This window comes from Streptomyces sp. A18 (assembly GCF_059026065.1).
This window is the reverse complement of record NZ_JBWLKL010000008.1, coordinates 301065-315029: the sequence shown is the minus strand read 5'-3', so window position 1 is coordinate 315029 and position 13965 is coordinate 301065. Positions and strand designations below refer to the sequence as shown.

The 13965-nt window shown below is 70.7% G+C and carries 15 protein-coding genes and 1 pseudogene; 13 read left to right on the top strand and 3 right to left on the bottom strand.

Annotated elements, in window-relative coordinates; all coding sequences use genetic code 11:
• The 3 genes from AC5P1C_RS16695 to truA all read left to right on the top strand — a co-directional run.
• A partial coding sequence (locus tag AC5P1C_RS16695) for a DNA-directed RNA polymerase subunit alpha C-terminal domain-containing protein (RefSeq protein ID WP_493866606.1) occupies positions 1-212 on the top strand: 212 nt, incomplete at its 5' end.
• An 81-nt stretch (positions 213-293) separates the two neighbouring features.
• Positions 294-782, top strand: a complete 489-nt coding sequence (gene rplQ / locus AC5P1C_RS16690; RefSeq protein WP_493866605.1) for a 50S ribosomal protein L17 — start codon at positions 294-296, stop codon at positions 780-782.
• A gap of 139 nt (positions 783-921) precedes the next feature.
• Entirely contained in the window at positions 922-1776 is an 855-nt protein-coding gene (gene truA, locus AC5P1C_RS16685) for a tRNA pseudouridine(38-40) synthase TruA (RefSeq protein ID WP_493866604.1), read from the top strand.
• Between the two features lie 15 nt (positions 1777-1791).
• On the opposite strand, the gene AC5P1C_RS16680 is transcribed toward truA, so the two are convergent.
• Positions 1792-2640 (bottom strand): hypothetical protein, encoded by an 849-nt coding sequence (locus tag AC5P1C_RS16680; protein ID WP_493866603.1) that lies wholly within the window; start codon positions 2638-2640, stop codon positions 1792-1794.
• A gap of 74 nt (positions 2641-2714) precedes the next feature.
• Here AC5P1C_RS16680 and AC5P1C_RS16675 point away from each other — a divergent pair, with 74 nt between their 5' ends.
• The 4 genes from AC5P1C_RS16675 to glmM all read left to right on the top strand — a co-directional run bounded on the left by AC5P1C_RS16675 (position 2715) and on the right by glmM (position 6625).
• Positions 2715-3926 (top strand): glycosyltransferase family 87 protein, encoded by a 1212-nt coding sequence (locus tag AC5P1C_RS16675; RefSeq protein ID WP_493866602.1) that lies wholly within the window; start codon positions 2715-2717, stop codon positions 3924-3926.
• A 219-nt stretch (positions 3927-4145) separates the two neighbouring features.
• On the top strand, positions 4146-4589 hold the full coding sequence (gene rplM / locus AC5P1C_RS16670) for a 50S ribosomal protein L13 (protein ID WP_493866601.1): 444 nt from the start codon (positions 4146-4148) through the stop codon (positions 4587-4589).
• Positions 4590-4634: 45 nt separating this feature from the next.
• Positions 4635-5156 (top strand): 30S ribosomal protein S9, encoded by a 522-nt coding sequence (gene rpsI / locus AC5P1C_RS16665; RefSeq protein ID WP_360768561.1) that lies wholly within the window; start codon positions 4635-4637, stop codon positions 5154-5156.
• A gap of 110 nt (positions 5157-5266) precedes the next feature.
• The gene (gene glmM, locus AC5P1C_RS16660) at positions 5267-6625 is read left to right on the top strand and encodes a phosphoglucosamine mutase (protein WP_493866600.1); all 1359 of its coding nucleotides are present in this window, start codon (positions 5267-5269) and stop codon (positions 6623-6625) included.
• Here the strand turns inward: glmM and AC5P1C_RS16655 are convergent.
• The gene (locus tag AC5P1C_RS16655; RefSeq protein ID WP_493866599.1) at positions 6622-7572 is read right to left on the bottom strand and encodes a DUF389 domain-containing protein; all 951 of its coding nucleotides are present in this window, start codon (positions 7570-7572) and stop codon (positions 6622-6624) included. The genes glmM and AC5P1C_RS16655 overlap by 4 nt on opposite strands.
• Before the next feature lie 29 nt (positions 7573-7601).
• The gene (gene coaA / locus AC5P1C_RS16650; protein WP_493866598.1) at positions 7602-8600 is read right to left on the bottom strand and encodes a type I pantothenate kinase; all 999 of its coding nucleotides are present in this window, start codon (positions 8598-8600) and stop codon (positions 7602-7604) included.
• Between the two features lie 131 nt (positions 8601-8731).
• Here coaA and AC5P1C_RS16645 point away from each other — a divergent pair, with 131 nt between their 5' ends.
• The 6 genes and pseudogenes from AC5P1C_RS16645 to tsaE all read left to right on the top strand — a co-directional run bounded on the left by AC5P1C_RS16645 (position 8732) and on the right by tsaE (position 13777).
• A complete protein-coding gene (locus tag AC5P1C_RS16645; protein ID WP_493866597.1) occupies positions 8732-9100 on the top strand; it encodes a holo-ACP synthase in 369 nt (122 codons plus the stop codon).
• A gap of 33 nt (positions 9101-9133) precedes the next feature.
• Positions 9134-10624, top strand: coding sequence for an NAD(P)H-hydrate dehydratase (locus AC5P1C_RS16640; RefSeq protein WP_493866596.1), 1491 nt, complete (start codon positions 9134-9136; stop codon positions 10622-10624).
• A gap of 64 nt (positions 10625-10688) precedes the next feature.
• Entirely contained in the window at positions 10689-10826 is a 138-nt protein-coding gene (locus tag AC5P1C_RS16635; RefSeq protein WP_493866595.1) for a L,D-transpeptidase family protein, read from the top strand.
• A 50-nt stretch (positions 10827-10876) separates the two neighbouring features.
• Positions 10877-12028, top strand: a complete 1152-nt coding sequence (gene alr, locus AC5P1C_RS16630) for an alanine racemase (RefSeq protein WP_493866594.1) — start codon at positions 10877-10879, stop codon at positions 12026-12028.
• 13 nt (positions 12029-12041) lie between these two features.
• Positions 12042-13326, top strand: a pseudogene (locus tag AC5P1C_RS16625) (alpha/beta fold hydrolase).
• Complete coding sequence (tsaE, locus tag AC5P1C_RS16620; RefSeq protein WP_493866593.1) at positions 13265-13777, top strand: tRNA (adenosine(37)-N6)-threonylcarbamoyltransferase complex ATPase subunit type 1 TsaE; 513 nt, start codon at positions 13265-13267, stop codon at positions 13775-13777. The pseudogene AC5P1C_RS16625 and the gene tsaE overlap by 62 nt, the downstream one beginning before the upstream one ends.
• Positions 13778-13965: the final 188 nt, after the last annotated feature.

The following is a 13965-nucleotide window of genomic DNA, read 5'->3' as shown; positions in this document are numbered from 1 at the left end:
CCGTGGGTGAGCTCGTGGCCCGCTCCGAGGCGGACCTGCTCGACATCCGCAACTTCGGTGCGAAGTCGATCGACGAGGTCAAGATGAAGCTCAATGGCATGGGCCTCGCGCTGAAGGACTCGCCTCCCGGGTTCGACCCGACCGCCGCCGCTGACGCCTTTGGCGCCGACGACGACGCGGACGCCGGTTTCGTGGAGACCGAGCAGTACTGATGAACTGCCCGGGGGCGTCCGCCCCCGGGGCCCTGACTCCGGTACCTGATACGGCCGGGGCAGATCACTAGGAGAAACACCATGCCGAAGCCCACCAAGGGTGCCCGTATGGGCGGCAGCGCCGCGCACGAGAAGCTTCTGCTGGCGAACCTCGCCAAGCAGCTCTTCGAGCACGGCCGGATCACGACGACCGAGGCCAAGGCCCGTCGTCTGCGTCCGTACGCGGAGCGTCTGGTCACCAAGGCGAAGAAGGGTGACCTTCACAACCGCCGCCAGGTGCTGTCCGTCATCACCGACAAGAGCATCGTGCACACGCTCTTCACGGAGATCGGCCCGCGCTACGAGAACCGCCCGGGTGGCTACACCCGTATCACCAAGATCGGTAACCGTCGTGGCGACAACGCGCCCATGGCGATCATCGAGCTTGTCGAGGCCCTGACCGTGGCGCAGGCCGCCACCGGTGAGGCCGAGGCGGCGACCAAGCGTGCCGCCAAGGACGCCGAGGTCTCTGAGCCCAAGGTCGACACGACCAAGGGTGACGAGGCTGCCGAGGAGTCGAAGGACGCGTAAGCGTTCTGCCGGGGACTGCGCGTCGTCGGCTGCGGCGATGTCGTGGCTTGTCGCGCAGTTCCCCCCGCCCCTTCAGGGCGTCGCGGGTCCGTCCCCTGTGGGGCGGGCCCGCTTCTTTGTTGCCTGAGAGGATCCACGAGTGAGCGATGAAGTAGAGCCCGGGTTCGTGCGGGTGCGGCTTGACCTGAGTTACGACGGCAAGGACTTTTCCGGCTGGGCCAAGCAACGGCAGGGGCAGCGGACCGTCCAGGGCGAGATCGAGGACGCGCTGCGGACCGTGACGCGGTCGCAGGAGACGTACGAGCTGACCGTCGCCGGGCGGACCGACAGCGGGGTGCACGCGCGGGGGCAGGTCGCTCACGTCGATCTGCCCGAGGGCGTGTGGGCCGAGCACAGCGACAAGCTGCTGCGCAGGCTTGCCGGGCGGCTGCCGCACGACGTGCGGGTGTGGAAGGTGGCCGAGGCCCCCGCCGGTTTCAACGCGCGGTTCGCGGCCGTGTGGCGGCGTTACGCCTATCGCGTGACCGATCACCCGGGTGGTGTCGATCCGCTGCTCCGCAGTCATGTGCTGTGGCACGACTGGGAGTTGGACCTCGATGCCATGAACACGGCGGCCGAGAAGCTCGTCGGCGAGCATGATTTCGCCGCCTACTGCAAGAAGCGCGAGGGCGCCACCACCATCCGTACGCTCCAGGAACTGCGGTGGGAGCGGCGGCCGGACGGGATCCTCGAAGCGACCGTCAGGGCCGATGCCTTCTGCCACAACATGGTGCGGTCGTTGGTCGGCGCCATGTTGTTCGTCGGTGACGGTCACCGGCCCGTGGAGTGGCCCGCGAAGGTGCTCGCCGCCGGGGTGCGGGACTCCGCCGTGCATGTCGTACGGCCGCACGGGCTGACGCTGGAAGAAGTCGGTTACCCCGCCGACGAGTTGCTCGCCGCGCGCAGCAAGGAAGCGCGCAACAAGCGGACGTTGCCCGGCGCCGGGTGCTGCTGAGCCCCGGCCGCCGGACTACTGCGGGGCGTTGGCCGCGGCGGAAGCCTGGGCCTCGCCCCGCCGGTTGATCTGGCCGAAGGCGAAGCGGGCCAGGTCGTCGCCGTACGTGTAGACCTTGCGCTCCTTCTTCGTGACGTCCTTTTCGCTGGTGAAGCCGGTCGTCGTGAAGTAGGCGTAGCGGCCGTAGGCGTTGTACGTGCCCCGGCAGACCGCCGTACGGCAGAAGCTGGGCACGCCCTTGCCGGGCAGCGACAGGACCAGGCCTTCCTTGGCCTGTTCGTTGACCTTGGCGGCCTGGGCCGCCGTGTCGAAGACGGCGACGCCGACCGTGACGGCGATGTCGTCCTTGACGTAGCTGGCGCGGTAGAGCCGCGTGCAGTCGTTCTTGGTGAGAATCGCGCCGAGCTTGGCCTGGGTGACGTCCGCGCACTTCTTCGTGCCGCTGGTGGCGCCCTTCTTGTAGACGCGGTCGCCCGAGGTCAGCGACTTGCCGGGGAAGAGCGTGTCGGCGCTGAGCGGTGCCTTGTCCTTCTTGGCGCTGGAGATGAACTCCTTGGGGTCCGGCGGGGGTGGCGGCGTCGTCTCCTCGAAGGACGGGCCGGGGTTCGTGCTCGCGCCGGGGATGTCCGCGGTCGAGGGCAGCTCGCTGGCCGGTTTGTTCGACGCGGAGCTGTTGTCGCTGTTCGCGGAGACGACCCCGACGGCTACGGCGGCCGCGACCACGACGGTGGCGAGCGCGCCGCCACCGATCATCAGCCATTTGCGGCGCCGGGCGCGCGATTCGGACGCCTCGGCCAGCGCTGCCCAGTCAGGGGTCCGTGAATCCCCTGGACCCCACTGAGGTCCCCCTTGCCCAAAGCTCATGCGCCGCATCTTAGACGGGGAGTTGGGGATGTTGAGCGGGGGTCGGGGGAGGGGCGCGACCTAGCCTGATCCGTATGAATACGGGCAAAGGTGCTGTTAGTGGGTGGTTGTCGCGGCCGGTGACCTGGCACGGCTGGGCGGCGCTCGGGGTCGTGCTGCTCGCCTCCGCCGTCCAGGTGGGGCTGAGGCGCGCGGACGGCGGGATGGACAACGAGATCGTGGTGAAGGCGGCCGAGGCGTGGCTCGACGGGCGTTCGCCCTATGCCGACCGGCACTTCCTCTATCTGCCGGGCGCCGTGCTCGCCGCGGTGCCGCAGGCGCTGCTTCCGCACTCCGTCGTGCGGTTCCTCGTGCCGGCCGGGGTCACGGCCTCGCTCGTCGTCGGGTGGGGGTGCGCGCTGCGGATCCACGGGGTGCCGTGGCGCAGCCGGTTCGCGGTGCTCGGGCTGCTCGCGCTCGCCATGGGCTTCGCGCCGTTCGGGCACCTGATCGACCTCGGGAACTGGACGGTGGCGTCGGCCGCCGCGCTGCCGCTCGCGCTGCTCCTCGTCTGCCGGGAGAGGTGGGTGGCCGCGGGGCTTGTCATCGGGGCCGTGGTCGCCGTGAAGCCGCTGCTCGTGCCGGTGGTGCTGCTCTTCGTCTTCGCGCGGCGCTGGCAGGGGCTCGGGGCCGCGGTGCTCGTCCCGACGGCCGTGTCCGCGGGGGCGGCGCTCGCCCTGCCGGACCCCGCAGGGTTCTTCACGCGGACGCTGCCGTTCCTGCTGCGGGGCGAGGACAGCTTCGTACGGCTCTATGAGGCGTCGCCCGGCGCGATCCTGGCGCGGCTCGGGGTGCCGCAGGGGGCGGCGTCCCTGCTCGGTGTCGCGGCGGCCGGGGCGGGGGTGTGGTGTGCCTGGCGGCGGTGGCGGGGCGGTCGGGGGTCGGGGGAGCAGCGGGTGGTCGAGACGGCCGTGATGCTGATGCTGGCGGCCTTCCTGGTGTCCAGGCCGTCGTACGACCACTACCTGCTCGTCGTCGTGCCGCTGCTGCTCTCCGGGGCGCTTCTGCCGGGGGCGGTGGCCAGGGACAAGTGGTTCTGGCTGGCGCTCGTGCCGCAGGTCCCGGGGTTCACCTGGCCCTGGCTCGAGCCGGGCACACGCAGGGCTTTCCGGGACTGCGTCACGCTGTGTGTGCTGGCCTTCACGGTCGCCCGGTCCTGTCTGCGGCGGACGGTGGTTACCCTGGACAGCGCAGAGCCGCCTCGGGCGGTGGAGTCGGCGGTGCCGGCCTCCAGATCCGCGTTTTGACCCGTACGGGGCGCTCCGGGTACTCTCGGGGATTGTTATACGTATTGGCTTCGTCGTTCTCACGCGAAGGGCCTTACGTAGGTTCCCTGGAGCAGTTACCAGTGGCTCGCATACGGGCAGCGTCCCCGGCACTGTGAGCCCCAGCTGCATGATCGCCACGATCGCTTCTGGGGTGCCGTGTGTCTGGACCCCATCCACTGAAGAAGCGAAGGCTACGAAGTGCGTACGTACAGCCCCAAGCCCGGCGATGTGACCCGCCAGTGGCACGTCATTGACGCTCAGGACATCGTCCTGGGTCGTCTGGCGACCACCGCTGCCAACCTCCTGCGTGGCAAGCACAAGGCGATCTACGCGCCCCACATGGACATGGGCGACTTCGTCATCATCATCAACGCCGACAAGGTTCACCTGTCCGGCAACAAGAAGACTCAGAAGATGGCGTACCGCCACTCCGGTTACCCGGGTGGTCTGCGTGGCGTCCGTTACGACGAGCTTCTTGAGAAGAACCCCGAGAAGGCCGTCGAGAAGGCCATCAAGGGCATGATCCCCAAGAACACCCTGGGCCGTCAGATGCTCTCGAAGCTGAAGGTCTACGCGGGCGACCAGCACCCGCACGGCGCTCAGCAGCCGGTCCCGTTCGAGATCACCCAGGTCGCGCAGTAGTTCCGGCCACCACCCCCAAAGACGTAAAGAAATCTGAGGAGAATCGTGGCCGAGACCACCGTTGAGCAGCCGGTCGAAGAGACCGAGGTTGTTGACGTAGAGCAGTACACCACCGAGTCCGAGGCGCCCGTCGAGGGCGAGTACACCTCGGAGTCGAACGCCGCGCGCTTCGGCGACCCGCAGCCGGCCGCCGGCCTGGGCCGTCGCAAGAACGCCATCGCCCGCGTCCGGATCGTCCCGGGCACCGGCAAGTGGAAGGTCAACGGGCGCACGCTCGAGGACTACTTCCCGAACAAGGTCCACCAGCAGGAAGTCAACGAGCCCTTCAAGGTGCTCGAGCTCGACAACCGCTACGACGTCATCGCCCGCATCTCGGGTGGCGGCGTCTCCGGTCAGGCCGGTGCGCTCCGTCTCGGTGTCGCCCGTGCGCTGAACGAGGCCGACGTCGAGAACAACCGTGGCGCCCTCAAGAAGGCCGGTTACCTCAAGCGTGACGACCGTGCGGTCGAGCGCAAGAAGGCCGGTCTCAAGAAGGCCCGCAAGGCTCCGCAGTACAGCAAGCGCTAATCTGCCTGCTTGTACTTTTCGTTCGCCCCGGCGGCACGTTGCGTGCTGCCGGGGCGTTCGTTTATCGAAAACCCCGGTGATACCGGGCAGAAGTCCGGAGGAGGACAGCAGTGGGACGACTCTTCGGCACGGACGGCGTGCGCGGTGTCGCCAACGCGGATCTGACGGCCGAGCTCGCGCTCGGGCTCTCCGTAGCGGCGGCTCATGTGCTCGGCGAAGTGGGCACGTTCGAGGGCCATCGGCCGGTCGCGGTGGTCGGGCGTGACCCGCGCGCGTCAGGGGAGTTCCTGGAGGCCGCGGTGGTCGCCGGTCTCGCGAGCGCGGGCGTGGACGTCCAGCTCGTCGGTGTGCTGCCCACCCCTGCGGTGGCGCATCTCACCGGTGCGCTGGGCGCCGACCTCGGCGTGATGCTCTCCGCGAGCCACAACGCCATGCCGGACAACGGCATCAAGTTCTTCGCGCGCGGCGGCCAGAAGCTGGCCGACGAGCTTGAGGAGCGCATCGAGTCCGTGTACGAGGAGCACCGCACCGGCGCTCCCTGGCAGCGGCCCACGGGCGCGGGCGTCGGCCGCGTGCGGACGTACGACCAGGGCCTCGACCAGTACGTGGCGCATCTCCTCGGGGTGCTGCCCAACCGCCTCGACGGACTGAAGATCGTCCTCGACGAGGCGCACGGCGCCGCGGCCCGTGTCTCCCCCGAGGCGTTCGCGCGCGCCGGTGCCGAGATCATCACGATCGGCGCCAAGCCGGACGGCCTGAACATCAACGACGGCTGCGGGTCCACGCACCTGGACCTGCTCAAGGCCGCCGTCGTCGAGCACGGCGCCGACCTCGGTGTCGCGCACGACGGAGACGCGGACCGCTGCCTCGCCGTGGACCACACGGGCGCCGAGGTGGACGGGGACCAGATCCTCGCCGTCCTGGCGATGGCCATGCGGGAGCACGGCACGCTGCGTTCGGACACGGTGGTCGCGACGGTCATGTCGAACCTGGGCTTCAAGCTCGCCATGGAGCGCGAGGGCCTCGCCCTGGTGCAGACGGGCGTCGGCGACCGCTATGTGCTCGAGTCGATGAAGCAGAACGGCTTCGCCCTCGGCGGCGAGCAGTCCGGGCATGTGATCATCCTCGACCACGCGACCACGGGTGACGGCACGCTGACCGGGCTGCTGCTCGCGGCACGCGTCGCCGAGACCGGACGTTCGCTCGCCGACCTCGCCGGAGTCATGCAGCGGCTTCCGCAGGTCCTGATCAATGTGCCCGACGTCGACAAGTCGCGGGTCACGACCTCCCCGGAGCTGACGGCCGCCGTCGCCGAGGCCGAGCGCGAACTGGGCGCCACGGGACGGGTGCTGCTGCGCTCGTCCGGCACGGAGCCGTTGGTGCGCGTCATGGTCGAGGCCGCCGACATCGATCAGGCGCGGTCCGTGGCCGGGCGGCTCGCCGATGTGGTGAAGTCCGCGCTGGGCTAGGTCAGTCGGGCCTTTCTGGCCGTACGTTCATGCTGCCTGGCCCAGAGGAACTTCTGGGCCAGCAGCGTGAGGGTGCCGGCAAGGGCGATGCCGAGCAGGTTGAGCAGGAGCTGCTCGGTGGAGCCCCACGCCTGCTTGTACTCGGCGTAGCTGAAGGCGACGGCGGCGTTCGCAGCGGCCGGGACAGTCGTCACCGAGATCGCCACGCCCACCAGCGCGCCCGACTTGGCCGAGGTGAGCGAGAGCGTGCCCGCCGCGCCCGCGAGGACGGCCACGACGAACGAGAACCAGTCGGGGCGGTAGATGAAGTTCGTGTTCGGGCGATCCGACTTCAGGGCGGCGTCGCTGAACAGGTTCATCGCGTCCATGAAGTAGCTGAAGCCGACCGTCACCACCATCGCGACCGCGAAGCCCACCAGGATCGCGATGAGCGAGCGCAGCGCCAGGCGCGGGGCGCGCTGGACCAGGGCGGTGCAGAACCCCGCGAGCGGGCCGAACTCCGGGCCCACCGCCATCGCGCCGACGATCAGGATCGCGTTGTCGAGGACCACACCGCAGGCCGCGATCATCGTGGCGAGCGTGATGAACGCCACGTAGGTGATCGAGAGCGTCGATTCCTCGTGGGTGGCGTCTGTGAGCTGCTCCCACAGGACTGCGTCCGCGCCCTCGCCCGGGGCATCATCCGCGGCCTTGTCCGCCCGCAGGGAGAGCGACAGGTCGATGTTCTCGAGCGCGATCGAGCCCGACTTGTCGATGCCGAGGGCGCGCAGGCCGCCGATCAGCGTGTCGCCCGCCTCCCGGGCGACGTCGCACGTCACGACGTCGCCAGCGGGGTCGCGGGCCGCGCCGGTCATGACGGCCAGGTGCGTGGCGCCGACCGTCTTCTCGATCAGGCGCACCACGTCGTCGGTCTTGTCCGCCGGGGTCATCAGGCGCAGATGCAGCATCCGCGCAGGGTATCCGGGGGCTGCCGGGGTTACAGCTTGCGCAGGCTCAGCCGCTGCACCTTGTGGTCGGGGCCCTTGCGGATGACCAGGGCGGCCCGGCCGCGCGTCGGGGCCACGTTCTCCAGGAGGTTGGGCTTGTTGATGGTGCGCCAGGTCGTGCGGGCGTAGTCCAGGGCCTCTTCCTCCGAGACCTGGGTGTACTTGCGGAAGTACGAGGACGGGTCCTGGAACGCGGTGGCGCGGAGCTTCTTGAAGCGGTTCAGGTACCAGCGCTCGATGTCCTCGGCGCGCGCGTCCACGTACACGCTGAAGTCGAAGTAGTCGGCGAGGCCCACGCGGGTGCGGCCGTCCTTGCCGGGAAGGGCCGGCTGCAGGACGTTCAGCCCCTCGACGATGAGGATGTCGGGGCGGCGGACCGTGAGGCGCTGGTCCGGCACGATGTCGTAGATCAGGTGGGAGTAGACGGGCGCCGTCACCTCGTCCTTGCCCGCCTTGATGTCCGCCACGAAGCGGGTCAGGGCCCTTCGGTCGTACGACTCCGGGAAGCCCTTGCGGGACATCAGGCCGCGGGCCTCCAGTTCCTTGGTGGGCAGGAGGAAGCCGTCCGTCGTCACGCGCTCGACGCGGGGGTGTTCGGGCCAGCGGGAGAGGAGCGCCTGGAGGAGGCGGGCGACGGTCGACTTGCCGACGGCCACCGAGCCGGCGACTCCTATGACGAAGGGCGTGCCCGACTGGGAGCCCTTCTCGCCGAGGAAGGTGTTGAGCGCGCCGCGCAGGCCGTCCGTCGCGCCCACGTAGAGGTTGAGGAGGCGGGAGAGCGGCAGATAGATGTCCCGCACTTCGTCGAGGTCGATGACATCACCCAGGCCGCGAAGCTGCTCCAGCTCCTCGGCGGTGAGGGGGAGCGGCGTCTTGTCGCGCAGGGCGCTCCACTCGGTGCGGGTGAGGTCGACGTAGGGAGTCGCCTCCGGCCTGTGCCGGTGGGCGCTCCGCGGTGTCGTCGGGGGTACGGAGACCGATGAGATCACAGTCCATTGTTACGGCTGTTTGAACGGGGCGGGGGGTGGGGTGCGTCACCCCCGCCGGGGCTTGAACCGTTAGGGTGCGCGGGCCCTGCGGGGCGAGTGGTTGGGGTGCGGGGGCTCGTAGGCTGCTGCTTGTGATTATTGGGGTCGGAATCGACGTGGCCGAGATCGAGCGGTTCGAGGCGGCGCTGGAGCGTACGGCCGGGATGGCCACGCGGCTGTTCGTGGAGCGGGAGTTGCTGCTGCCGAGCGGGGAGCGGCGGGGGATCGCCTCGCTTGCGGCGCGGTTCGCGGCGAAGGAGGCGCTTGCCAAGGCGCTGGGGGCGCCGTCCGGGCTGCGGTGGACGGACGCGGAGGTGTTCGTCGAGGGGAGCGGGCAGCCGCGGCTGCGGGTGAAGGGGACGGTGGCGGCGCGGGCCGCCGAGTTGGGGGTGCGGTCGTGGCATGTCTCGCTCAGCCATGACGCGGGGGTGGCGTCGGCCGTGGTGATCGCCGAGGGGTAGGCGCTGTGCTCGGCGCCGGGTGACACTCGGGGTATGCGTACTGCGTACTCGGTAGAGACGGTCAGGGCCGCGGAGCGGGAGTTGATGGCGCGGGTGCCGGAAGGTGCCCTGATGCAGCGGGCGGCTGCCGGGCTCGCGGTGGCCTGCGCAGAGGTGCTCGGCAGGGTGTACGGCAAGGTCTACGGATCCCGGGTCGTGCTGCTCGTGGGGAGCGGGGACAACGGGGGTGACGCGCTGTACGCCGGGGCGCGGCTCGCGCGGCGGGGGGCGGGGGTTTCGGCGGTGCTGCTCTCGCCCGAACGGGTGCACGGGGGTGGACTTGCCGCGTTCCGCGCCGCTGGGGGGCGGGTGGCTGGTTCGGCGGATGTCGTGCGGGGTGCCGTGCGGGGTGCCGATCTTGTTGTGGACGGGATCGTGGGTATCGGGGGGAAGGGTGGGCTGCGGGCCGGGGCTGTTGAAGTGGTGCGGCTCGTACGGGAATTGGGGGTGCCTGTAGTCGCCGTTGATCTGCCGAGTGGGGTGGACGCCGACAGCGGGGTGGTGAGCGGGGACGCGGTTCGGGCCGACGTGACGGTGACCTTCGGTGCGTACAAGCCGGGGTTGTTGATTGATCCGGGGCGGGAGCACGCGGGGGCGGTGCGGTTGGTCGATATCGGGCTTGAGCTGGGCGGGGGCGCCACGGGCGGCGAGGTGGAAGCTCTGCAGTACGCAGATGTGGCCTCGTTGCTTCCGTTGCCGACCGGGGAGAGCGACAAGTACCGGCGGGGTGTGGTGGGGATCGTCGCCGGGTCCGCCCGGTATCCCGGAGCCGCCGTGCTCGCCGTCGCCGGTGCGCTGCGGGGTGGTGCGGGGGCGGTGCGGTACGTGGGGCACGCGGCGGATGCGGTGATCGCCCGCTTCCCGGAGACCCTCGTCTCCGCCGGGCCGCCGTCCAAGGCGGGGCGGGTGCAGGCCTGGGTGGTCGGGCCTGGGCTCGGGGACGATGCCGAGCGGCTCGCGGACGTGGTCGATGCCGATGTGCCGGTGCTGATCGACGCGGATGGGCTGCGGCTTGTCGATGCGGATGTGGTGCGGGGCCGGGGTGCGCGGGGCGTGCCCACGTTGCTCACGCCGCATGCGGGGGAGGCGGCGGCGCTGCTGGGGGTTTCGCGGGAGGAGGTCGAGCGGGGGCGTCTTGCCGCTGTGCGGGAGTTGGCGGCGCGGTACGGGGCGACGGTGCTCTTGAAGGGGTCCACGACGCTGGTCGCGGGGCCGCCGGAGGGTGGTGGCGCGGTGCGGGTCAACCCGACGGGGACGCCGTGGCTCGCCACTGCGGGCAGTGGCGATGTTCTGTCGGGGCTGGCGGGGGCTTTGCTGGCGGCGGGGCTGGGTGCGGGGGATGCGGGGGCGGTGGGGGCGTACCTGCATGGGCTCGCGGGGCGGCGTGCGGCGGTTGGGGCGCCGGGGGGACTGGGGGCGCCGGTGGGGGCGCAGGATGTGGCTGAGGCTATTCCTGTGGCTTGGCGGGATGTACGGGGGGACTAGCGTCCGGCTGGGCGGTGCGGGGCTGGTTTGTCTTGGGTGCGGGGCCGTGCCGGGTGCGGGGCCCGTGCCGGGTGCGGGTGTCTACGACCGCCCAGGCTCGCACGGCTGCGTGAACCTGCGGATCGCCGACGCCCGCGCCCTGTGGAAGACCCTGCACAAGGGCGACCGGGTCTACGCGTGGGGAAGCAGGCAAGGGGCCTGAGGCGCGCGGCTGCCAGGGTGCCAGTGGGCTCTGAGACACTGGTCGGCGTTATGACTGAGACCGCACCTTTGCGTGCCCGCGCCGAGATCGACCTGGCCGCCCTCCGGGCCAACGTGCGGACTTTGCGCGCCCTCGCGCCGGGCGCCGCCTTCATGGCCGTCGTGAAGGCCGATGCGTACGGCCATGGGATGGTGCCCTGCGCCCGCGCGGCGATCGAGGCGGGCGCCACCTGGGTGGGCACCGCGACCCCCGACGAGGCGCTCGCGCTGCGGGCCGCCGGGATCCAGGGGCGTCTGATGTGCTGGCTGTGGACCCCGGGCGGGCCCTGGCGCGAAGGCGTCGAAGCCGACCTCGACATGTCGGTGAGCGGGCTCTGGGCCCTGCGCGAAGTGTCCGCCGCCGCACGGGCGGTGGGGCGTACGGCGCGGGTTCAGCTGAAGGCCGACACCGGCCTCGGGCGCAATGGATGCATGCCCGCCGACTGGCCCGAGCTCGTGTCGCAGGCACTGCAGGCCGAGGCCGAGGGACTGGTGCGCGTCACCGGGATCTGGTCGCACTTCGCGTGTGCGGACGAGCCAGGACATCCGTCCATCGCCGCCCAACTCGCCCTCTTCCGCGAGATGGTCGCGGCCGCCGAGGAGCGCGGGATCCGGCCCGAGGTGCGGCACATCGCCAACTCGCCGGGCACGCTCACGCTTCCGGAGACGCACTTCGATCTCGTACGTCCCGGGATCGCGATGTACGGGATCTCGCCCAGCCCCGAGATCGGCACCCCGGAGGAGTTCGGGCTGCGGCCCGTCATGCGACTCAGCGCCTCGCTCGCCCTCGTGAAGCACGCTCCGGGGGGTCACGGCGTCAGTTACGGGCATCACTACGTCACACCCGGAGAGACGACTCTCGGTCTCGTCCCGGTCGGGTACGGGGACGGGATCCCGCGCCACGCGTCGGGCACAGGACCCGTGCTCGTCGGCGGCAAGTTGCGGACGGTCGCGGGGCGCATCGCGATGGACCAGTTCGTGGTCGATCTCGGTGGTGACGAGCCGGCGGTGGGCTCCGAAGCCGTCCTGTTCGGCCCCGGTGACGAGGGCGAGCCGACCGCCGAGGACTGGGCACAGGCGGCGGGCACCATCGCGTACGAGATCGTCACCCGCATCGGATCGCGTGTTCCGCGCGTCTATGTGAACGAGCGACCCGACGACTGAGTAGGAGCGGCACGTGAGCGAGACCAGCACGGGGGCGGCCGCGGAAGCGGTGACGGAAGTCGCCGCGGCGGCCGGGAACTGGCGCAGGGCCGGCTTCGCCGGTGCCGCGATCGGCGTCGTCGCCGCGGGCGCGGCGGCCGGTGTCGCCATCGAGCGGCTGACCGTCGGCCGCGGCATGCGCAAGAAGGCGCGGCTCGCCCTCGACGCGTCGGGTCCGTACGGCTCGCTGCGCGGCATGCCGGGCCAGGCGTACGCGGAGGACGGCACGGAGCTCTCGTACGAGGTCGACGAGGTCGAGTCCGACAGCGCGCAGGCGCCGCGGCGGCGCAGGCTCTTCGGGCGCAAGGCCCCCGCTCCCGTCACCGTCGTCTTCAGCCATGGCTACTGCCTGAGCCAGGACTCCTGGCACTTCCAGCGGGCCGCCCTGCGCGGCGTCGTGCGCTGTGTGTACTGGGACCAGCGCAGCCACGGCCGTTCGGGGCGCGGCGCGGCGCAGCTCGCGGACGGGACGCCGGTCTCCATCGACCAGCTGGGGCGGGATCTGAAGGCCGTCATCGACGCGGCGGCGCCCGAGGGGCCGCTGGTCCTGGTGGGGCATTCCATGGGCGGCATGACGACGATGGCCCTCGCCGACCACTTCCCCGAGCTGATCCGTGAGCGCGTCGTCGGCGTCGCTCTTGTGGGTACGTCGTCCGGGCGGCTCGGCAGCGTCAACTTCGGTCTGCCGGTCGCGGGGATGAACGCCGTGCGGCGCGTGCTTCCGGGGGTCCTGAAGGCGCTCGGCTCCCAGGCCGAGCTCGTGGAGAAGGGGCGGCGGGCCACCGCGGACCTCTTCGCCGGGATCATCAAGCGCTACTCGTTCTCGTCGAAGGACGTGGACCCGGCGATCTCGCGGTTCGCCGAGCGGATGATCGAGTCGACGCCCATCGACGTGGTCGCGGAGTTCTACCCGGCGTTCGCCGAGCACGACAAGACGGAGGCGCTGAAGCACTTCGCCGAGCTTCCCGTCCTCGTCCTGGCCGGTGACAAGGACCTGGTCACGCCCAGCGAGCACAGCGAGGTCATCGCCGATCTGCTCCCGGACGCCGAGCTTGTGCTCGTCCCGGACGCCGGGCACCTGGTCATGCTGGAGCACCCCGAGGTCGTCACGGACCGCCTCGCGGACCTCCTCGCGCGCACGGGCGCCGTCCCGGAGGCGACCGACGCACGGACGTCCAGCGGCTAACGTGGGTGGGCATGGAAGCACCGCACAACCCGGCCCCCGCGAACACCCTCGGCATCACCGTCACCTCCCCTGAGCAGATGGGCGACCTGGGCCGCCGCCTGGCCAAGCTGCTCCGCCCCGGCGACCTCGTGATGCTCAGCGGCGAACTGGGCGCCGGAAAGACGACACTGACCCGCGGCCTGGGCGAGGGCCTCGGCGTCCGGGGCGCCGTCACGTCCCCGACCTTCGTCATCGCCCGCGTCCACCCGTCCCTGTCCGAGGGACCGCCCCTCGTACACGTGGACGCGTACCGCCTGGGCGGCGGCCTCGACGAGATGGAGGACCTCGACCTCGACGTGTCGCTGCCCGAGTCGGTGATCGTCGTGGAGTGGGGCGACGGCAAGGTCGAGGAGCTCTCCGACGACCGGCTGCGCGTCGCCATCGACCGTGCCGTCGGCGACACCACGGACGAGGTGCGCGAAGTGACGCTGACCGGGGTCGGCGAGCGGTGGGCCCAGGCCGATCTCACGCTGCTTTCGGCCTGATCCTCGTCTTTTCACCCGAACATTCCGACAAGCCGTCGGCAAGATGTTGCGCGGCGTGCGTCGCGCGTGGTCACATGGATGCCAGTACTGGTTAGGTCTGCCTAACCACGTCTGCCCCCGGAGCCCAGGAGGCATCCATGTCGGCTGCAGAACGTGACGCACAGCCCCCGCCGCACGGGCTGTCGGGG